At 35.9% G+C, this 17776-nt stretch carries 12 protein-coding genes and 4 pseudogenes; 12 read left to right on the forward strand and 4 right to left on the reverse strand.

Annotated features, from left to right (window positions below):
- The first annotated feature begins 279 nt into the window (after positions 1–279).
- From ACRX5O_RS24635 to ACRX5O_RS24660, 5 genes and pseudogenes are all read left to right on the forward strand, one after another.
- Entirely contained in the window at positions 280–1476 is a 1197-nt protein-coding gene (locus ACRX5O_RS24635; protein WP_160548833.1) for an ROK family protein, read from the forward strand.
- A 174-nt stretch (positions 1477–1650) separates the two neighbouring features.
- Positions 1651–7905, forward strand: a complete 6255-nt coding sequence (locus ACRX5O_RS24640) for a TIM-barrel domain-containing protein (RefSeq protein ID WP_433908359.1) — start codon at positions 1651–1653, stop codon at positions 7903–7905.
- A 253-nt stretch (positions 7906–8158) separates the two neighbouring features.
- On the forward strand, positions 8159–8272 hold the full coding sequence (locus ACRX5O_RS24650) for a group II intron maturase-specific domain-containing protein (protein WP_433908360.1): 114 nt from the start codon (positions 8159–8161) through the stop codon (positions 8270–8272).
- Between the two features lie 431 nt (positions 8273–8703).
- Positions 8704–9003: pseudogene (locus tag ACRX5O_RS24655) on the forward strand (transposase); the annotation flags it as partial.
- Positions 9004–9115: 112 nt separating this feature from the next.
- The gene (locus ACRX5O_RS24660) at positions 9116–9322 is read left to right on the forward strand and encodes a hypothetical protein (RefSeq protein WP_433908361.1); all 207 of its coding nucleotides are present in this window, start codon (positions 9116–9118) and stop codon (positions 9320–9322) included.
- Positions 9323–9953: 631 nt separating this feature from the next.
- Here the strand turns inward: ACRX5O_RS24660 and ACRX5O_RS24665 are convergent.
- From ACRX5O_RS24665 to ACRX5O_RS24675, 3 genes are read right to left on the reverse strand one after another with little or no spacing between them, the layout of a single operon-like run.
- Positions 9954–10481 carry a permease gene (locus ACRX5O_RS24665; RefSeq protein ID WP_433908362.1) on the reverse strand — a complete coding sequence of 176 codons (528 nt, stop codon included), beginning with the start codon at positions 10479–10481 and terminating at the stop codon, positions 9954–9956.
- The gene (locus tag ACRX5O_RS24670; protein WP_433908363.1) at positions 10478–10960 is read right to left on the reverse strand and encodes a hypothetical protein; all 483 of its coding nucleotides are present in this window, start codon (positions 10958–10960) and stop codon (positions 10478–10480) included. Before ACRX5O_RS24670 ends, ACRX5O_RS24665 begins: the two co-directional genes overlap by 4 nt.
- Positions 10953–11294: a PadR family transcriptional regulator gene (locus ACRX5O_RS24675; protein WP_433908364.1), complete on the reverse strand. Its 342-nt coding sequence runs from the start codon at positions 11292–11294 to the stop codon at positions 10953–10955. Before ACRX5O_RS24675 ends, ACRX5O_RS24670 begins: the two co-directional genes overlap by 8 nt.
- Before the next feature lie 694 nt (positions 11295–11988).
- On the opposite strand from ACRX5O_RS24675, the gene ACRX5O_RS24680 reads away from it, so the two are divergent.
- The 7 genes and pseudogenes from ACRX5O_RS24680 (at position 11989) to ACRX5O_RS24715 (ending at position 17344) form a co-directional block, all read left to right on the forward strand.
- A complete protein-coding gene (locus tag ACRX5O_RS24680) occupies positions 11989–12174 on the forward strand; it encodes a hypothetical protein (RefSeq protein ID WP_433908365.1) in 186 nt (61 codons plus the stop codon).
- A 453-nt stretch (positions 12175–12627) separates the two neighbouring features.
- On the forward strand, positions 12628–12972 hold the full coding sequence (locus ACRX5O_RS24690; RefSeq protein ID WP_433908366.1) for a group II intron maturase-specific domain-containing protein: 345 nt from the start codon (positions 12628–12630) through the stop codon (positions 12970–12972).
- A 307-nt stretch (positions 12973–13279) separates the two neighbouring features.
- Positions 13280–13900: an NAD(P)-dependent oxidoreductase gene (locus ACRX5O_RS24695; RefSeq protein WP_433908367.1), complete on the forward strand. Its 621-nt coding sequence runs from the start codon at positions 13280–13282 to the stop codon at positions 13898–13900.
- A 203-nt stretch (positions 13901–14103) separates the two neighbouring features.
- A complete protein-coding gene (locus tag ACRX5O_RS24700) occupies positions 14104–14331 on the forward strand; it encodes a hypothetical protein (RefSeq protein ID WP_433908368.1) in 228 nt (75 codons plus the stop codon).
- Between the two features lie 256 nt (positions 14332–14587).
- The gene (locus ACRX5O_RS24705) at positions 14588–14992 is read left to right on the forward strand and encodes a hypothetical protein (RefSeq protein ID WP_433908369.1); all 405 of its coding nucleotides are present in this window, start codon (positions 14588–14590) and stop codon (positions 14990–14992) included.
- A gap of 705 nt (positions 14993–15697) precedes the next feature.
- Positions 15698–16291 (forward strand): annotated as a pseudogene (locus ACRX5O_RS24710) (transglutaminase-like domain-containing protein); the annotation flags it as partial.
- Positions 16292–16505: 214 nt separating this feature from the next.
- Positions 16506–17344: pseudogene (locus ACRX5O_RS24715) on the forward strand (tyrosine-type recombinase/integrase).
- A gap of 303 nt (positions 17345–17647) precedes the next feature.
- On the opposite strand, the pseudogene ACRX5O_RS24720 reads toward ACRX5O_RS24715, so the two are convergent.
- Positions 17648–17776, reverse strand: a pseudogene (locus ACRX5O_RS24720) (transcriptional regulator); the annotation flags it as partial.

The following is a 17776-nucleotide window of genomic DNA, read 5'->3' on the forward strand; positions in this document are numbered from 1 at the left end:
CTGAGTCCGATAGAATACCGAACACAGGTCTTAGAAGTTGCTTGATAATATATGTCTAACTTTTTTGGGTCAGATCACTTTTTATGTCTCAATAACTATAGTAGAGAGGTAGGAGTCCCCGTTAATTTCCTTAGGCTGCCTAATAAGTTTAAGTTGAAACGAATGATAGGCTTATGAGGAAAAAATCCTATTTTTAGAATTATCTGAAATTTATCTTGTTTCACTGAGTGAATTATGTTAATTTTACCATATGAAATGAGGGCAGGGGTGAAGTGTACAATGAATTTAATTAGAAAAGGAAATAAGGAACTTATTAAAGAACTAAACCGTTCCCTCGTGATTGATATGGTTCGCCTGAAAGGTAATATCTCGCGCACAGAAATAGCGAAGGAAACTGGGCTAGGTTTATCAACTATTACGAATATTATCGATGAACTTATTAAAGAAAACCTTGTTTCTGAGATTGGGACTGGAGATTCTCATGGTGGCAGGAAGCCTGTGCTATTAAAATTTAACGGAGATTTTGGAGTTGTTGCAGGTATGAAAATCGAGCAGCAGCAGGTGAAGATGTGTCTATCTAATTTGGAGGGGAAGATTTTACACAAACATCAATTTTCATATACACACAAGGAAGCGAACAAATTAGCAAGAGTTATTATTGAACAGCTTGATTTTTTTATGAAGCAAAATGAAGGCGCTGCCAAGTTGGTGGGGATTGGCATTGCTACGCCTGGGTTAGTAGATCGGGAAAGTAATGAAGTGATCTATTCACCAATACTAAAGGTGGATCATGGGGATTTGAAGCCAATTGGTAAGCATTTTGATGTACCTTTAATGATCGATAATGATGCAAATGTATTTGCCCTTGCTGAGAAGTGGATAGGTCAGGGAAGAGACTTTAGGAATTTCATTGGTGTTACAGTTGGAGCTGGTGTGGGAGCTGGAATTGTGATTGATAATATGTTGTTTCGCGGAGACTTCGGCGGAGCTGGAGAATTAGGTCATATCACAATTTATCAGGGTGACCGTCTTTGTTATTGCGGGCAGCGGGGCTGTTTAGAATTATATGCTGCTGATGCATACCTTGTGAATGAGGCTGAGCGCATGGTCTCGATTGGTGTTCCAACATTGTTAGCATCGTTTACTCCCATGACTCCAGAGAGTATTGTAATAGCGGCCCAAAGCGGAGATCAGTATGCGCAAGAATTGTTAATCAAGCAAGGGGAGAATCTGGCATTAGGTATAAAGAACATGGTCCATCTCTTTAATCCCGAAGCAATCATTTTAGGGGGGGAAGGATTAAGAGAAAGCGAATTTCTGCTAAAAGGTATTCAAAAGGAGCTAGCAGTCCACTTTTTCGTCAAACATCCTCGAAAACTTCAATTCCAAACATCAAAGCTTGGTGATGATGTTTGGTTAATTGGAGCATGCGCCTTAGTAGTAAGCCATCTATTTAAAGTTCCTATTTACAATTAACAAAGGAAACAACTCTATTGTTGTATCCTTCGGAATAATTACTTTCTTCACTGAATAAAGTATCAGTACAAAAGAAAACTGTATACGCTTACAATTTAAGGGGGTGATAGGATAAGAATTTTGATAGATAGAGATTTACTATGAAGTGAGCAAAAACAAATAGGGAGGATAAACATGCAAAACAGTAAACACAGACTTATTCAGAAAGCCATGATTCTAACAATGATGATTTCGATGGTTTTATCTGGTTTTAACATTCGTTCTGGGTTTGCAAGAGATAGTGAGTTTACTAGAGATGGCGCAGGGCCGATGTACTGGATTACTTATGAGCATCAATTTGGAAAAGATGTGTTCATGCCGGAACATCGTTTAAAAGATAATGTTGATTGGATGGCTAAAGACTTCCAACCATATGGCTACGACATGATTAGTACGGACGGGTGGATAGAGGGTGCAACTCTATTAAATGAAAATGGGTATGTGGTGTCACACAATGATCGCTGGATGAGTGACCCGATTTATATGGATGGCCGGGATAAACCATATGTTAAACCAGGGCAACTTTTTAACGGTGATTTTGAATATGCGACAACAGAAGGGTGGGATATTAAGGGAAATGCTGATTCAGGAGTCGATAAATCAGGTGCACGCAATAACTTTAAATTATATTTTTATAAAAATGCCCCTTTTAATGCGAACTTGAGTCAAACTGTGACAGGACTTGAAAAAGATAAAAGGTATCGTTTAACTGCATGGGCAACTCTACAGGATTTCAGCGGGACAAATCAGTTTACTGATAATGCAATTGGTAGCCATGCCGAAATGCGAATCAGCCAGAATGGTGCAGTCGTAAAAAAAGTACCGATTGAGCTAAGTTCAAGCTATAAAAACTATTCACTTGAAGTGGCGTCAATTGGTACGGATATGACAGTAGAATTTGTCATTGATTCCAAAGGAGGTAACGCTTCTTTGCAGCTTGATGATATTACTTTTGCAGCTCATGATGCAAATCAACCACCAATTCCTGAAGGGAATATGGTCATAAATGGCGGCTTTGAGCAGGATGAAACAGAAGGATGGACATTTGAAGGTGATTTTGCTCATGGACGAAATGATGACCCTGAAGGAGACAAGTCGTTATGGACGTATAGTGAACATCCGAACAAACAAATAATTGCACAAACGATTAAGAATTTGCCAAATGGAAACTATCGTGTTAATTCCAAGGCGAAAGGGAAAAATGGTGTTACTGAAAAAGGTGCAGCTGTTGAAATGAAGATTTCAGGATATGATAGAGCAAATCCTGAAGCACATGTAAAAAAACAAGTAACTTCCGAAAGTTGGACAGCGTATACAGAAAAAGTGAATGTAACATCTGGCCAATTAAAAATTGAATTTATTGTCGATCCTACTGAAAAACAAGTGCGTGATGCAGGTATTGATATCGATGATGTCTCTGTCGTCTACGACAATTGGCAGGGTTACCCGCATGAGCGTTATCCTGAAGGTCATACATGGAAATACTGGGCAGATTATGTGCATAGCAAAGGGATGAAATTCGGCATCTATTATAATCCGCTTTGGATCAGTCCAGAGGTTGTGAAAAATCCGGATAAATACAAAGTAAAAGGTACGAATACACCTGTCGCTGATCTTGTTATTACAGAACCACAAGACATTGGCGGAGGAAAAACGCTTCAAGGTGACCGTTTTGATGGCGGGCAAGGGGGAGAGAGAGCTTTATATTGGTTAAATGTGGACCATCCCGATGCCGAGAAATTCTTGAAAGGATATGTCGACTTTTTTGCAGAACAAGGAGCTTCCTATTTACGTGTTGACTTTTTATCATGGTATGAAAGCGGATATGATAAAGGGTTAGGCCAAATCGGTACAGGTCATACAAGAGAACAATATCGCAAAGCACTTCGATGGATGAATGAAGCTACTGAAAAGAATAACATATTCCTTAGCTTAGTTATGCCTGATTTAAACAACCATGGTGAATATGAACAAAAATACGGGGATATGATCCGAATTGATGAGGATGCATTTAGTGGGGGCTGGGAGCATATAAGTGGCCGCAGACAAGAGTGGACAAAAAATTGGTCACAATGGGCCAATCCATTTCAAGGGTTTACTGGATTTGCGGATATTTCGGGACGCGGATCAATGATTAATGATGGGGACTTCTTAAAGTTAAATTCGTTTAAAGGCCGTTATGCCGAGGACGAAAAGAAAACAGCCATATCTCTATTCACTATGGCAGGTTCTCCAATTACCATTGCCGATCAATATGACACAATTGGTGATAATTATAAATATTATCAAAACCCTGAATTAATTGAATTGAACAAACTTGGATTTACGGGAAAACCGATCTTTAATTCAAATCAGCATTATAAAAACAATGTAAGCCGCGACAGTGAAAGATGGGCTGGTCAATTACCAGATGGGACTTGGGTTATAGCTCTTTTTAACCGCAGTGATACAAGAAAAGGGCTATCAATGGATTTCATTAAAGATCTTGGAATCAAGGATGTAGCTTTTGCTCGCAATATATGGGAGCATAAGGATCTCGGCTATCGTTTGATGTATTCTGAAATGATCGAGCCTCATGATACCACAGTATTGAAACTAATTCCAAAAACCAACAAGAAAGTATATCAAACTGAAGTCGCTTCTTATCAAGGAGGAGCAATTTTTGATAATGAACAAATGGGCTACGATGGATTTGGCTACCTCACAGGGTTGAACAAAAAGGGCTCAAAAGTAACAATCGCTGTTGAAACGCCTGAAGTAGGGCAATACCCGTTAGGAATAAAATACGGAAATAAACAGGCGGAAGCAAGTACCTTATCACTATCCGTGGAAGATAAAAAGAAGAATGTAATTGATGAGCCAACGAAAGTATCGTTCCCAAGCACCGGAGATAAATGGGCCACAGTCGAACAATCTGTCCAATTGAATAAAGGAGTAAATTTAATTACCTTAGAATTTGCCGGAGAAGATACAGGTTCGACATTACTTGATTCCATCCAGTTTGGAGCGAATACAGGACAGCTCGTTAACGGCGATTTTGAAATGGGCAATGAAACTGGCTGGACAGTCAATACCTTTGGCACAACTGTATGGCATGGTGTCGATAAAAACGATGCATATGAAGGCTATAAGCAATACTTGTATTCTCCTAATTTAGAAGGAAAAGCTTCTTCTAAGCAAACAATTGTTGGTTTAAAGGAAGGCGATTATACGGTTTCAGCAATGGCGAAACTAATGCCGCACTTGGATCCTACCTTTGAAGGAGGAGTTGCTAAAATGATTGTCTCCCAGCCTGGTAAAGAGAAGGTAGAGGTGAAAATTGAACCGAATCTAAAGGATCCGAATGGTCCTGTAAAGCAGAAATGGAACGCAGATGAGTTTGAGTATAAAAAATTCAGCACGGACACGATCAATGTCAAAGAAGGTGAATTGACGATAGAATTTTATTTGGAAGCACCTAAAGCTGATACATCCTTGCAACTTGATAATGTGGTGCTTCAAGCAGGAAATTCTGAGGTGCCTGAAGAAGTAGAGGTCAGCCTGAATAACAAAGGTTTTGAGCAAGGATTTACGGGGTGGAGCCGTACAAATATGGTTAACCAATCGATTGAATCAGTAGATGAAAAGTCATTTTTAAAAATTTCTGGTAAGGCAGCTTATTCATCAGATATATGGCAATTTGGCAATGCACCTATTGAGGGAAACTATCAATTATCAATTAACACTCGTAAATCTGGAAACTTTGACACTGCTTCCCTTTATGTTACCTACTCCGGCGGCACAAAAGAAGTAGCGATTCCGGCAAGTGGTGATTGGAAAGAAATAAAAGTCCCTAATATCCAGTTAGATGCTGGTGAAGTAGTAAAGGTTGGCGTGATCACAGAAGGTCAGGCTGAAAGTGTTCTTGAACTCGATGATGCTAAAATGATAAAAAAAGATTCAAGCGAGTATCAAAATGTTTCGTATATTGAAAGTTTAGATGCAGGCAATCCATATACTTTATCAGATGATGGAAAATCGATTGTATTACATTCTGCTAATCAGGAAAAAGTGAAAGTCGAATTCGTTCAAGAGGATACAGTAAAAGTATGGATGGAACCTACTGGAACATTTAAGAAAAAACCTTCTTTTGTTGTTGATGAAGAGGGGGCAAGTGCAGTCCCAAAGGTAACGGATAAAAGTGATTATATCTTGATTCAAACAGAAGAAATGAGTTTGAGAGCTTATAAGTCCCCATTTAAGCTTGCATACTATGATGCCTCCAATACGAAGTTATTAACGGAGCATAGTGAAGGAAAAGGTTTTGGTTATGACGGAGATACAGGTATTTATGCGGCCATGACCCTTGATGCAAACGAGCATTTTTTCGGCCTTGGTATAGATAGTGACTCCCAATCCTTCGACCGCAGAGGCAAAAAGGTCGTAATGAACAACAGTATGAAAGGTGGATATGGCGGTAACACCTCTGATATTTCTGGTACGTTCTTCACAAGCACAAAGGGGTATGGCATATACTTTGATAACAGCTATGAAAATGTCACGTTTGATATGGGTGCCACAGCTAACGGGAAATATTCTTTCTATTCACCAAACGGCGAAATGATTTATTACTTTATGGCAGGTAAAACGGAAAGCACGCTTACTGGTGTCATGGAAAGTTATGCAAAATTAACAGGCAAGGCGCCGCTACCGCCGCAATGGGCATTGGGTTATATCCAATCAAAATATGGATATAAAAGCTGGGAAGAAATAAATAAGGTTGTTGATACGTTCCGTCAAAAACAAATTCCTTTAGATGGGATGATTCTTGATGCTTATTGGGCCAAAGAAAATCATTATTTTGATATGACTTGGGCAGAGGCTTTTGCAAATCCAAAACAAAGCATGGAGGAGCTATCAAAGAAAGGAATCAAGATGGTACCGCTTGTTGATCCGTATATTCAATTAACGGCAAACAATTTTAATGAGGGAGATCGTAACGGATATTTTGTTCAAGACACTTCAGGAAATACCGTTATTTATGACGCTTGGTACGGGGAATCAGGATTAGTAGACTTCACCAATCCAAAAGCTGTCGATTGGTTTAATGCACAGGTTAAAACATTGCATGATGCGGGAGTAAAAGGGTATTGGATCGATTTAAATGAACCAGAGAAGCCAACAGATTCATTAAGACACCACTTTTCTAAAGGCAGTGCAGCAGAGATAAGAAATGTGTATGCCTTAAACGAAGCGAAAGCATTCTATAATGGTCATCGAAGCTACAGTGATAACCGCTTATGGAGCCTGTCCCGTTCCGGATTTTCTGGAATTCAAGAATACGGAACAACGGTATGGAGTGGTGATATTGATGCAAGCTGGGAGTCCTTTAGGCATAATTTGCAATTGGGGTTAAGCTCCTCGATGTCTGGCATCCCTTATTTTACAACGGATATTGGCGGATTTTACGGCAAACCTTCTGCTGAACTTTATACGCGTTGGATGCAAGCTGGATCTTTTATGCCAATCTTTCGGGCTCATAATTGCGAATGTGGTGATCTAACGAATACAAGAGAGCCTTGGGTGTTTGGTGCAAAGGCAGAAGGTATCGTAAAACAAACCATTGAACAGCGTTACAAACTGCTACCTTACATCTATTCGGCAACAAAGCAAACAACTGATGAAAATGTCTCATTAATGAGACCGCTTGTCATGGATTACACAACAGATGCAAATGTTTATGGAATTGAAGACCAGTGGATGTTTGGTCCAAATATGTTGGTGGCACCGATTTCATTAGAAGGTATTTCAACTAGAGGTATCTATCTTCCAAAAGGTACATGGTATGACTGGAGCAACCAGAAAAAATTTACTGGAGGGCAAACCATTGAGTATGAGGCAGATTTGTCGAAAATTCCTGTATTTGTCAAAGAAGGAGCGATTATTCCACAGCGTGAGATTCAAAACTATACAAATGAAAAACCAGCATCAACAATAACTTTGAACGCCTATCCAAAACAAAATGGAGAAACTTCAAGCTTTACCTTATATGAAGATGACGGACAAACCTACAAATATGAAAAAGGTCAATCTTCTGAAACAGAGATTGCTGCTTCAACAAATGAGGGAAATATTACCCTTAAGATCAAAGCAGTAAAAGGCAGCTATAACGGACAGATTGAAAACAGAACATGGGTTGCAGAAATAAAAGCGAATGCGGGAGAAGGTAGACTTAACTCTGTTAAACGAAATGGCAAAAAGTTAAGAGCGGTTGATTCCAAAGAAGCAGTCGAAAAAGGGAACGACGTTTGGTATTACGATTCAAAAACAGATATGTTATTTGTGAAAACAGTGGAGGTATCTACTGCGGTGACGCAAGTGATTACTTCGGAACGTAAAGGAAAACGATAAGGGTAAGTTTAAAATGTGGTGTGATTGCAAGTTGTAAGGGCAATGGTGTAAAAAACAGAATCTCATGCTAAAGTTTAAGATTAAATTCATTGAAATAGGAGATCTATTGCGCAAATTGGGAATACCAACAGTAGTGGATAGAGTAGTTCAACAGGCCATTCATCAAGTACTCAGTCCAATATTCGAAAAGCAGTTTAGTGAATTCAGTTATGGTTTTAGACCAGTACAGAAATTCCAAAGGAAGCTTTGACAAATGACAAAGCGAAACTGGAGTGTCTCGATAGACCACCGAATATTGAAACTGAAACAAGTCATTGTTGGATGGGTCAACTATCGCAAACATGAAAAAAGTAATGACTTAAAATAGATGGGAAGTTGCGCTGTACATTGCATTATCAAGAGTTGTGCATAGAGCCATCTCAAACAAAAGATTAAAGTAGAGGGGAATTCCCTCTGCTTTAGAACATTATCTAAAAGTACACACTGTAATATAAATTGAAACGCCGTATATACGAACCGTACGTACGGTGTTGTGAGAGGGGGAAAAAAATTTTTAATTTATTTTCCCTCCACTCGATTGTTCAGCTAAAGAAGCAGCATTCCTGTAATGAATGAAAATGAGGTTGGAATAAAAAAATAACCTCTTGGTAGAATGAGAGAGCACAGGACTATAAGGCATGGAGTTTGGTTCCCCTTGTTTTTTTGAAAATACCAAGCAGGGATTCCAACTGTTTCTCGATTGGATCAATCAATTAAAGCTAGAACAAAAAATGGAAAAAGTGATAGTAGGCATGGAAAGAGAAGTTCGTAGAATTAGATAATAAGATAGATAACCTAATTGAACATATCCCTGGTGTTCAACAAATGTTAGCCATTAAGGGAGTAGGGAGAGATACCGTTGCGGGATTCTTTGCGGAAGTGGGAGATCTTCAAGATTATTCTCACCCTAGACAAATCATAAAGTTAGCTGGATTGAGCTTGAAGGAGAACACCTCTGGCAAACATAAAGGGCAAACAAAAATCACCAAACGAGGTAGGAAGAAGCTAAGGGCTCTCCTCTTCAGGGTTTGTATGATTATGGTTGCGAAGAATTCGGCCATTTATTGAGGGAGGTTTGTGTAAGAAGGTAAAACATATTTGTGGTAAAATTAGGTAAGTTTTATTTTAGTTGTTATTGAAATGGTAAAATGTTTCGAAAGGGGCGTGAGATATGAAAAAAATAATATTGACTTCGGTTATTATCCTTGTCAGTATTTCAATTGGACTTTTTATATTCATTACATCCAATCCACCTTTAGTTATCGGAACAGTTGGTACATCAAAGGATAAACATACAGTTATGGTTGAAATCGGTAATAAAGGTTTTAGGGATGTAAGAATTACAAATGTGTTGATTAATAATAATGAATTACCATAAGACAAAAAAATTCAGATAAGTAATCCATTAAAAGGATTCATTATTTCTGATGGATTTGATGATGAAGGCAATTTTACAAACATTGAAGAGGTAAATATCCTACCGAATACATCTCCAGTAACACAAGTACAAAAGGTGAATAGTGGTAATGCTACTGAAAATGATAAGAGCTATGGCTTAACAATTATAAACAATAAATCTATAAACCAAGTCATTATACACTATAACTATTTAGGACTTTCTTTTGAGGATAGCATTTCCACTAACAATTGATATTAGTTCAATTGTTTTTTTTATTAATCTAAAGGTGACGATCATTTTTAAGGGAGATCGCTTTTTTATTGCAGGTTAGTTAAATAAGGAAATTAATAAGAGGATTCAGTACATTCTGTATCCTCTTATTTTTTTGCCTAATATATTAGTCCCTTGTAGGTCCAGCATTATCTGAAAAATGATGATATTTTGAGCAATTCTGGAGCCAAGCTCAGCAGGAAGTTCATACTCTCAAAATTTCATTAACATATTTCCCCATTATTTTTCGGTGAAAAGTCCGTCTCCTAATGGATTAAAATTAACTTTAAAGCTACAGCTACAAAAGAATCTGGGATTTGGATTCTTAATGCTTTTAAATCTAGACTTCCTTTGTTATATCATACTTTAACAACTTTTCTTGGCCATAAATTTTTTCAAAAAGAATTCCTGTTAAGTAGTAAAAAACGAGGCCAAAACAAATGTGAATAAGTGTAAATTTAGAACCAAATGAAGTGAGTTCATAGACTAGAACTGGTAATTTCACTGTTGACCAAGCACCTAAGAAAAACACTATATAGCGGACACTTGCTCCTTTTTTCAATAAGAGTACTGCAATTGGAAAGGCAATATAAAGAGGGCCTGCAGCTACCGTTGCTAATAATAAGGTGAAGAAGACACCATATATACCTGATTTTTCACCCATATATCGAATAAGCGATTCTTTCTTTACCCATTGATCTAATAATCCCACTAAAATGAATATAGGAGGAAGAAGGAATAACATATCCAAAATACTTTTACCAGTTATCTGAACTGTTTTCATAGCTATAGATTGATTTATAAATGCAATAATAAGAAGCCCTAATAATAAAATGAAAAAGAACCGATATCTTTTTAGCTTTGTCATGTCATTACCACCCCAATAATCAATGCAAATAGAAGAGACATTATTAGGGCAGAAATATTTCGAGCATAAGCAAAACTTCTTCCAAAAGATTTTTGTTCCATAGGTAAAGTTACAAGTCCTACAGACATCATTGCTGACATTAATACGGCTACTTGTGGAAGAGCAGCACCATTTTGAATTAAGGTATGTCCAAGAGGAAAGACAATAAAGCTTGGAACTAAAGCAATTGAGCCAATGATTGTTGAGTAAATGATACCTAGTAAGCCGGAACTTTCGCCAATAATTGATGAAATAAGAGACGGTGTCAATAAGGATAATGCTAGCCCTATAAAAAGCATAATGGCTAATAAATCCGGTAAAACATTGCGAAACATTTTCCATGAACTTAAAAAGGCTACCTTTGTTTTATGTTTGTCTTTTATGAAGGAAACACCTAAATAAACAGTGGCAATAGTATAGAGAATAATTCCACTAATCATTATTTTGTTCCTTGCATTCTTTATATCTTTCTAGGAAAAACGATAAATTTTTAATTTTTTCTTCGATATCTATTTGAAACTCCTCTAATTTCCTTTTACCAACTTTAGTGATTTTGTACATCCTTATCGGTTTATCTCGATCAAATGTATCCAGATAAGACTCTACAGCACCTTCTTCCTCTAATTTTTTTAGTGTGCGATATAATATGGAACTGTCAATTGGATTGATGGGAAGCTCTTCCTCACATCTTTGAAGGAGTTTCCCTCCATAGTTATCTCCCTCTGTTAAAAACAGCAATAGAAATGCACCTGTATGTCTCCCTGTATGTTTCATAAAGTATATAACCTCCTTAAATTTTATCAATAACACAATACTGTTAATAACAGTATGCTGTCATTAACAGTATTGTGTCAATTTTTTTCTTTGTGATAATAAAAAAAGTATGTGAAGGATTAAAGGGGGCGGTTCTTCCATAAGGAAGATCGCTTTTTCTAATTCGACTAAAGGGGGCAGGTGTGCGGCCGAGCCTAGGTCGTATCATATAGCGGGTGGGATTCCCCCCGAGTAAGAACTAGCCATTCGCTCGTAGCGAGTTTTGGAGGACTAAAGGTAACTCTAGTCTTTAAGCGTAGACAGTTAGGTGGCGGGCCGAAAGCCAAATGGTTGAAGGGATTGAGCTCCATAAACTTTAGTGAACCGAGAGGGCTGATGCCTTACCTGCGTGCAGAAAGCAACATTTTATCCTTCGTCAAAGGCAAGAAGAATAAAACCTCTCTGGAGTCAGAGACCTTGGCACGTCACACATTGATATGATACGGCAACTCGGGAGACCCTACCGGTCTTTTCTTTTTTTTTAGAAGAGTATGGTGGACAAGTGATAACAAGCAAGGAAACCAAATGCCGTGTAGGGAGTCGGATAGCAGCGTAGTACCAATGAAGTTGGGTTATGCCGATGGAGGGAAGGCTAGCTACCAGTTATCACCCTTACTAGGGACACATTAACTACACACAGAGGGTAGGAGTAATAATGGAAACAAAACTACTAAGGATAGCAGAATTAGCAAAGTCTCAACCTAAAATGAAATTCACTTCACTTGCCCATTTGTTAAATGAGCAATCGCTAACACAGTGTCATCATGGACTGCCAAATAGAAAGGCAACGGGTGTTAACGGAACGACTAAAGAACCAGTGAAAGCTTGGAAGAAAACATAATGGACTTGGTAAGTAGGCTTAAAAGTATAAGTTATCGCCCTGTTCCGGTAAGACGAATGTATATCCCGAAGCTCAACTCAGACAAGAAAAGACCCTTGGGAATACCGGAACATGAGGATAAAATTGTACAAAAAGGCATTACCAAAATACTAAATACCATCTATGAAAATGACTTCCTAGACTGTTCATTTGGATTTCGCCCTAATAGAAACTGTCATGATGCGCTGAAAATACTGAATCTGTATAAAGAGCGAAGCTCAGCAATTCTTCCATTCATTAAAGCTTAGATTAAAGAAATTTAATTTGGAAATAGCCGAGGATAAAACGAAAATTATTTCCTTTGGGCGGTTTGCAGAACATAACGCCAAGCGAGATAGGAATAGCAAACCATACACATTTGATTTCTTAGGATTTACCCACTATTGCGGGAAAAGTAAAGAAGGAAAATTTCGTGTGAAACGAAAATCTAGTAGGAAGAAAGTTCAAGGCAAACTAAAGGAAACTAAGGAATGGCTGAAGATTAATAGAAATAAAGATATTCATGTGATTATGGATAGATTTAAACGCTCCCTCACCGGTTATTACAACTATTATTGCATGACTGATAACATCCAAACTGTTAACAACTTCAAAGAGAGACTCGAATACTTACTATTTAAATGGCTAAACAGAAGAAGCCAAAGAAAGTCCTTTACTTGGGACAAATTTAATCTCTTTCTTCGTAAATATCCACTTCCTTCAACAAGAATTAAAGTGAATATCTATGAACTTAGAGAAGAGATTAGCTATATTCTGTAATGATAACTAGGAGGAGCCGTGTGCGTAAATTGCGCAAGCACGGTTCTGTAAGGGGGGAGAGCACAATCTACCGTAAGATAGAGAGGTTCTCTTCTACTCGACTAGTTTAAGAGTGCTGTTAACTTGTATTCAACAAACGGTCCAGTTTGTTGATCAACTTCTTTAAAGAAAATTAGTTCGCTATTCAAAATTTAAGTAGTTTGAATTTATATATTTAAAGTAATCCTGCCTAAGTTAAAAAAGACGAAATAATAGCATTTATAGTATAGTGTAATTATTTGAATTCGTAAAAAGGAGGATTTTACTTTTGAATATTTTAATTTTAGGTGCAACTGGACGAGTTGGAAGTCAAATAGTAACTTATGCCCTTCATGATAGACATCATGTTACTGTATTAGTTCGCACTCAAGAGAAGATTCAAATAAATAGTGAAAATTTAACCATTATTCAAGGGAATGTTTTAAATAAAAATGATATAGTACGTGCAATGCATGGGATTGATGTAGTTATTAGTGCATTAAATACTGATGGCACAACTACTCTCTCAGAAAGTATGCCACTAATTATTAAAGCAATGAAAAACAAAGGTATAAAACGAATTATCACGATAGGAACTGCAGGGATCTTACAAAGTAGATCTACGCCATCCGTACTCCGTTATCAGTCAAGTGAATCAAAACGTAAATCAACCCGTGCAGCAGAAGAACATCATAAAGTTTACGACATACTTAAACAATCAACACTCGAATGGACTATTGTATGTCCTACGTATTTGCCGGAAGGAGAAAGTATAGGTGAATATCGTGTGGAACGTGATTTTTTGCCGGTGGGTGGAGATAAAATATACGTATCGGATACAGCAGATTTTACATATAAGCAGATTAAAAGTAACAATTATATAAAATCACGTGTAGGTATCGCCTACTAATAATATTCTCTTACATTATTACTTGCTGTCACAGGGTAAAATTTATTGTTTGTGAAAAATTGAATTTAAACTAACGAGTGTGTTTCTTAAATAATGAGGTTGCCTTTTCTTTTTAATAACCTGTGTAGGTTGGTTGAAATAATGAATAAACATAAATATAAAGTTAACTCTATATAAAAGAATGATAAACGAGGAGATTAATTATGAAGCCTTATGAAATAAATAACATGATTATTGATGATAAACTTGATGGTGAAGAATTCGTGACAACTGATATTGCTTACCAAAATAAAGATTATAGCATTACTTTTAAAAAAGCAGACCTTGAAATAATTAATACATGGGTTTTTAAAGATGGTACGTCTCTTCCAGCAAATTTATCTGATAATATTATTGAATTAATAAGAGAAGATGTTAAAAAGAGAATCTAGTCATATGTACTAGTATTAATTTATTATGGTTAGTATTAGAAAAGTTTTGATTATTAATATAAAGACTCAACTAAAATTAGTGATCAATGTTGAAACATATAGTAATTTGGTTAGTTTAATAAGATATTTCATTTAGAGCATTGATCCAGGAAGGATTAATGCTTTTTTGATTGAATTTAACATACGAGCAGGATAACTTAAAACTGCTGTATAAGTATGTCTTATTTTAAATAATTGGTTGCTGGGGGTGATGGAAATGAAAAAAGTTGTTTTATTCATTTTTATTTCCGTTTTAGTTTTAGTTGGATGTGGAAATACAGCAGATGTGAAAGAAATTAAAGCTGATTATTTTGATATTGGTTATGGTTCAAGTATCTATAATGGTTTAAATAAAATTGATGCAGATACAGTAAAATTATTAGTTAATCACTATAATCAGTTAAAAACTATTGGAACCACAACAGAAGAAATTGATTATGAAGAGGCTATCACAATTTCATTTGTTCATAATGACCAAATTTCAGGTCAGATTGTCTGTGATGCTAAATCAATTTGCTATATCTCTAATGAGAATGAATATTATCGTGTTAGTGACGATAGTGAATTATATGATGTAGCTTTTAAAGTATATGAAGAGTTAAAAGAAAAGTATGAGGAGTAATCAATTAGAGTAGTTGTAGTAGTGATTACTCGTTTTTCAATTGAAAGTAAATTGGAAAAACTTACGAACAAAACAAAAACATCAAAAGGATACTAACTGTTCTAGAAGTTAATTTACTAAAGGTTTATGTAATAAGGGCTTGAACATTAAATAATATTAAGCCGAGTATTTAAACCAATTAAAGAATAGAAAAGAAAATATAAAGAAAACTTACCGAAAGTATTGAGTGTAAAGATGCCTTTTTGTAAGAGTTAGCTCTAAAGTATTCATAACCAAGTATCCCATTGTATATAGAGATAATTATATAACAAAAGATCAAAGCGACACTAAACTTCCCCATTATTAGCGAGATTGTAACTAGTATTAGTAAAACCAAGCCTATAACTTTTTTGACTAACTGAAAAGTTTTGTTCAAAATAATCACCTCAATACTAGACTAATAACATTATATAAATTTGAATGTAGAAAAATAACGCATTTTTCGACTTAATATTTATAATTTGTGAACAAATGTATTTAAAGAAACGGGGGCATTGATTCTAGAAGGATTAATGCCCTTTGTTATGGAATCCCTTATAGTAGAAACGTGGCAGGTTAGCTCAATAATAAATCCTTTAATTCAACTAATAAAAATGTATAATAATGTTTATATTTACATATTTACGCAACTTAATATAGGGGGGAAGGGTTTGTGAATTTTTTTTTGAATCGGAAAAACTAGATGACTATTTACTCGAATTAAATGAAGTTAATTATTCTAATCAAAATATAAAAAAGAAAGCAGCTGAACTTTTCGATCCATCTCAAACGGAAATTGAAAAAGCTAAAATAGCTTTTGAATTTGTTCGTGATGAAATTTCTCATTCTTGGGATATTCAATCGAAGCGAGTTACTCGTAATGCTTCAGAAGTATTAGAATTTAAAGAGGGAATATGCTATGCAAAGTCACACCTATTAGCGGCTTTATTGCGTTTACAGGGAATACCAACAGGTTTTTGTTATCAAAGATTGATGTTATTTGATACTCCAGATAAAGGGTATTGTATTCACGCTTTAAATGCTATCTTCTTTAAATCATTTAATAAATGGATTAGGGTAGATGCTCGTGGAAATAAAGAGGGAATTGATGCTGAATTTTCAATTGAAGAAGAAAAATTAGCTTTTCCCATTAATGAAAAACTTGATGAAAAGGATTATCCAGTTATCTATGCTAAGCCTCATCCTAAAATTGTGGCTGTTTTAGAAGAAAATACAAATACATTAGAAATGTATAAATATCACTTGCCAGAGAGTTTGTAGTTGTTTCGCTAACGGGAGCTTTCGTTAAAGAGCCTTTTTCTTATTCTCCTAAAGAAGTAGGATTCCTGTAATAAATGAAAGTAAGTTTGAATTTTGTGAAATCTTTCACTTAAGCTAACAGGGACAATAACTTAAAAAAAACTATAAATCTAGTATATTTTAATAGTTTTTAGGTGAATACTGTAGTAAAAGAACGATCGGGGAGTTGTTCAAAATGCTTGTATCCGAAGCCTGGAATCTATATAAAGCAGATAAACAAATTCAGGGTTATTCTACCCAAACATTGAAGGTGTATAGTGTTCAGTTATCCTTATTGATTAGATATCTTGGCGATATCCAGATCACTGATATTACGACTGAATCTATTAAACTATATCTTGGAGAAGTAGCTGCTGAATTGAAGGCCTCTAGTCTTTGCCATCGAATTCGATTTATAAAATCATTGTTTAAGTGGGCTCAAGAGGAGAAGTATGTCTCTACAAATCCAGTGTCTACAATAAAGGAACCAAAGCCTGAAAGTAGAATTCCTAAGTTTTAACAGAGGAAGAAATCGAGTTATTGCGTGAAGCTTGTGATTCTACTTTTGAGAAAGCATTATTTGAGTTTATGTATTCAACTGGTTGCAGAATAGGGGAAGTTGTAAACTTAGATAGAAATTCAATCAACTTTTCTGAGCAGTCTGTCATTGTATTCGGGAAAGGAAAAAAAGAAAGAGAAGTGTATTTTAATACTCGGTGTAGTATTTGGTTAAAAAGGTATTTAGAACAACGAACAGATGATCAAAAGGCGTTATTTGTCACTATCCGGGCACCACATCGAATGAGTATTGCTCAAATGAGATATGTTATAAAACAGATTTCTAAAAGAGCAGGAATCAATAAGAGTATTCATCCACATCAATTACGACATAGTTATGCCACAACACTTATAAATAATGGAGCACCATTAGAGGTTATACAGAATTTAATGGGACACGAAAAGAGCGAAACTACAAGAGTATATGCTTATCTAAGTGGGCATTTGAGACGTGAGTTATATAAGAAATTTTTTTAAATGCTGATTTGATACAGCACTTTTTATTGTGCTAAAGGAGCAAATTTATGGAATAAGAAATGAACTTTAGACATATATTGTGCATCAATTACTAAACAAAAAGAGGGGAACAGAAAAGAATTTGAACATGAGAATAAAAAAAGAATAGATAATCACTGTCTATATATAGGCTGACATAAGAAAGGAAGGTGTTTTGATAAAGTCTGTTCAGAACACCTTTTTCTCTTTGAACATGTGTATTTTATTATAATAAAAAGACTTTTCTGTTTACCGATGTTTGGCTAAAGAAAAGAGTATGTCCTTTTATGCATCTGGGATAATTGTAAAAGCGATTGTTCGAACTGGAGCATCTTTTCCATTGTTCTCGCTCGGAGCATGATAGTATTTAGTCATTAATTCGGTTAATTCGTTTTCAAATTGTTTAAACCTCTC

This window comes from Robertmurraya mesotrionivorans, from assembly GCF_050971805.1.
In the GTDB taxonomy this organism is placed as follows: domain Bacteria; phylum Bacillota; class Bacilli; order Bacillales; family Cytobacillaceae; genus Robertmurraya_A.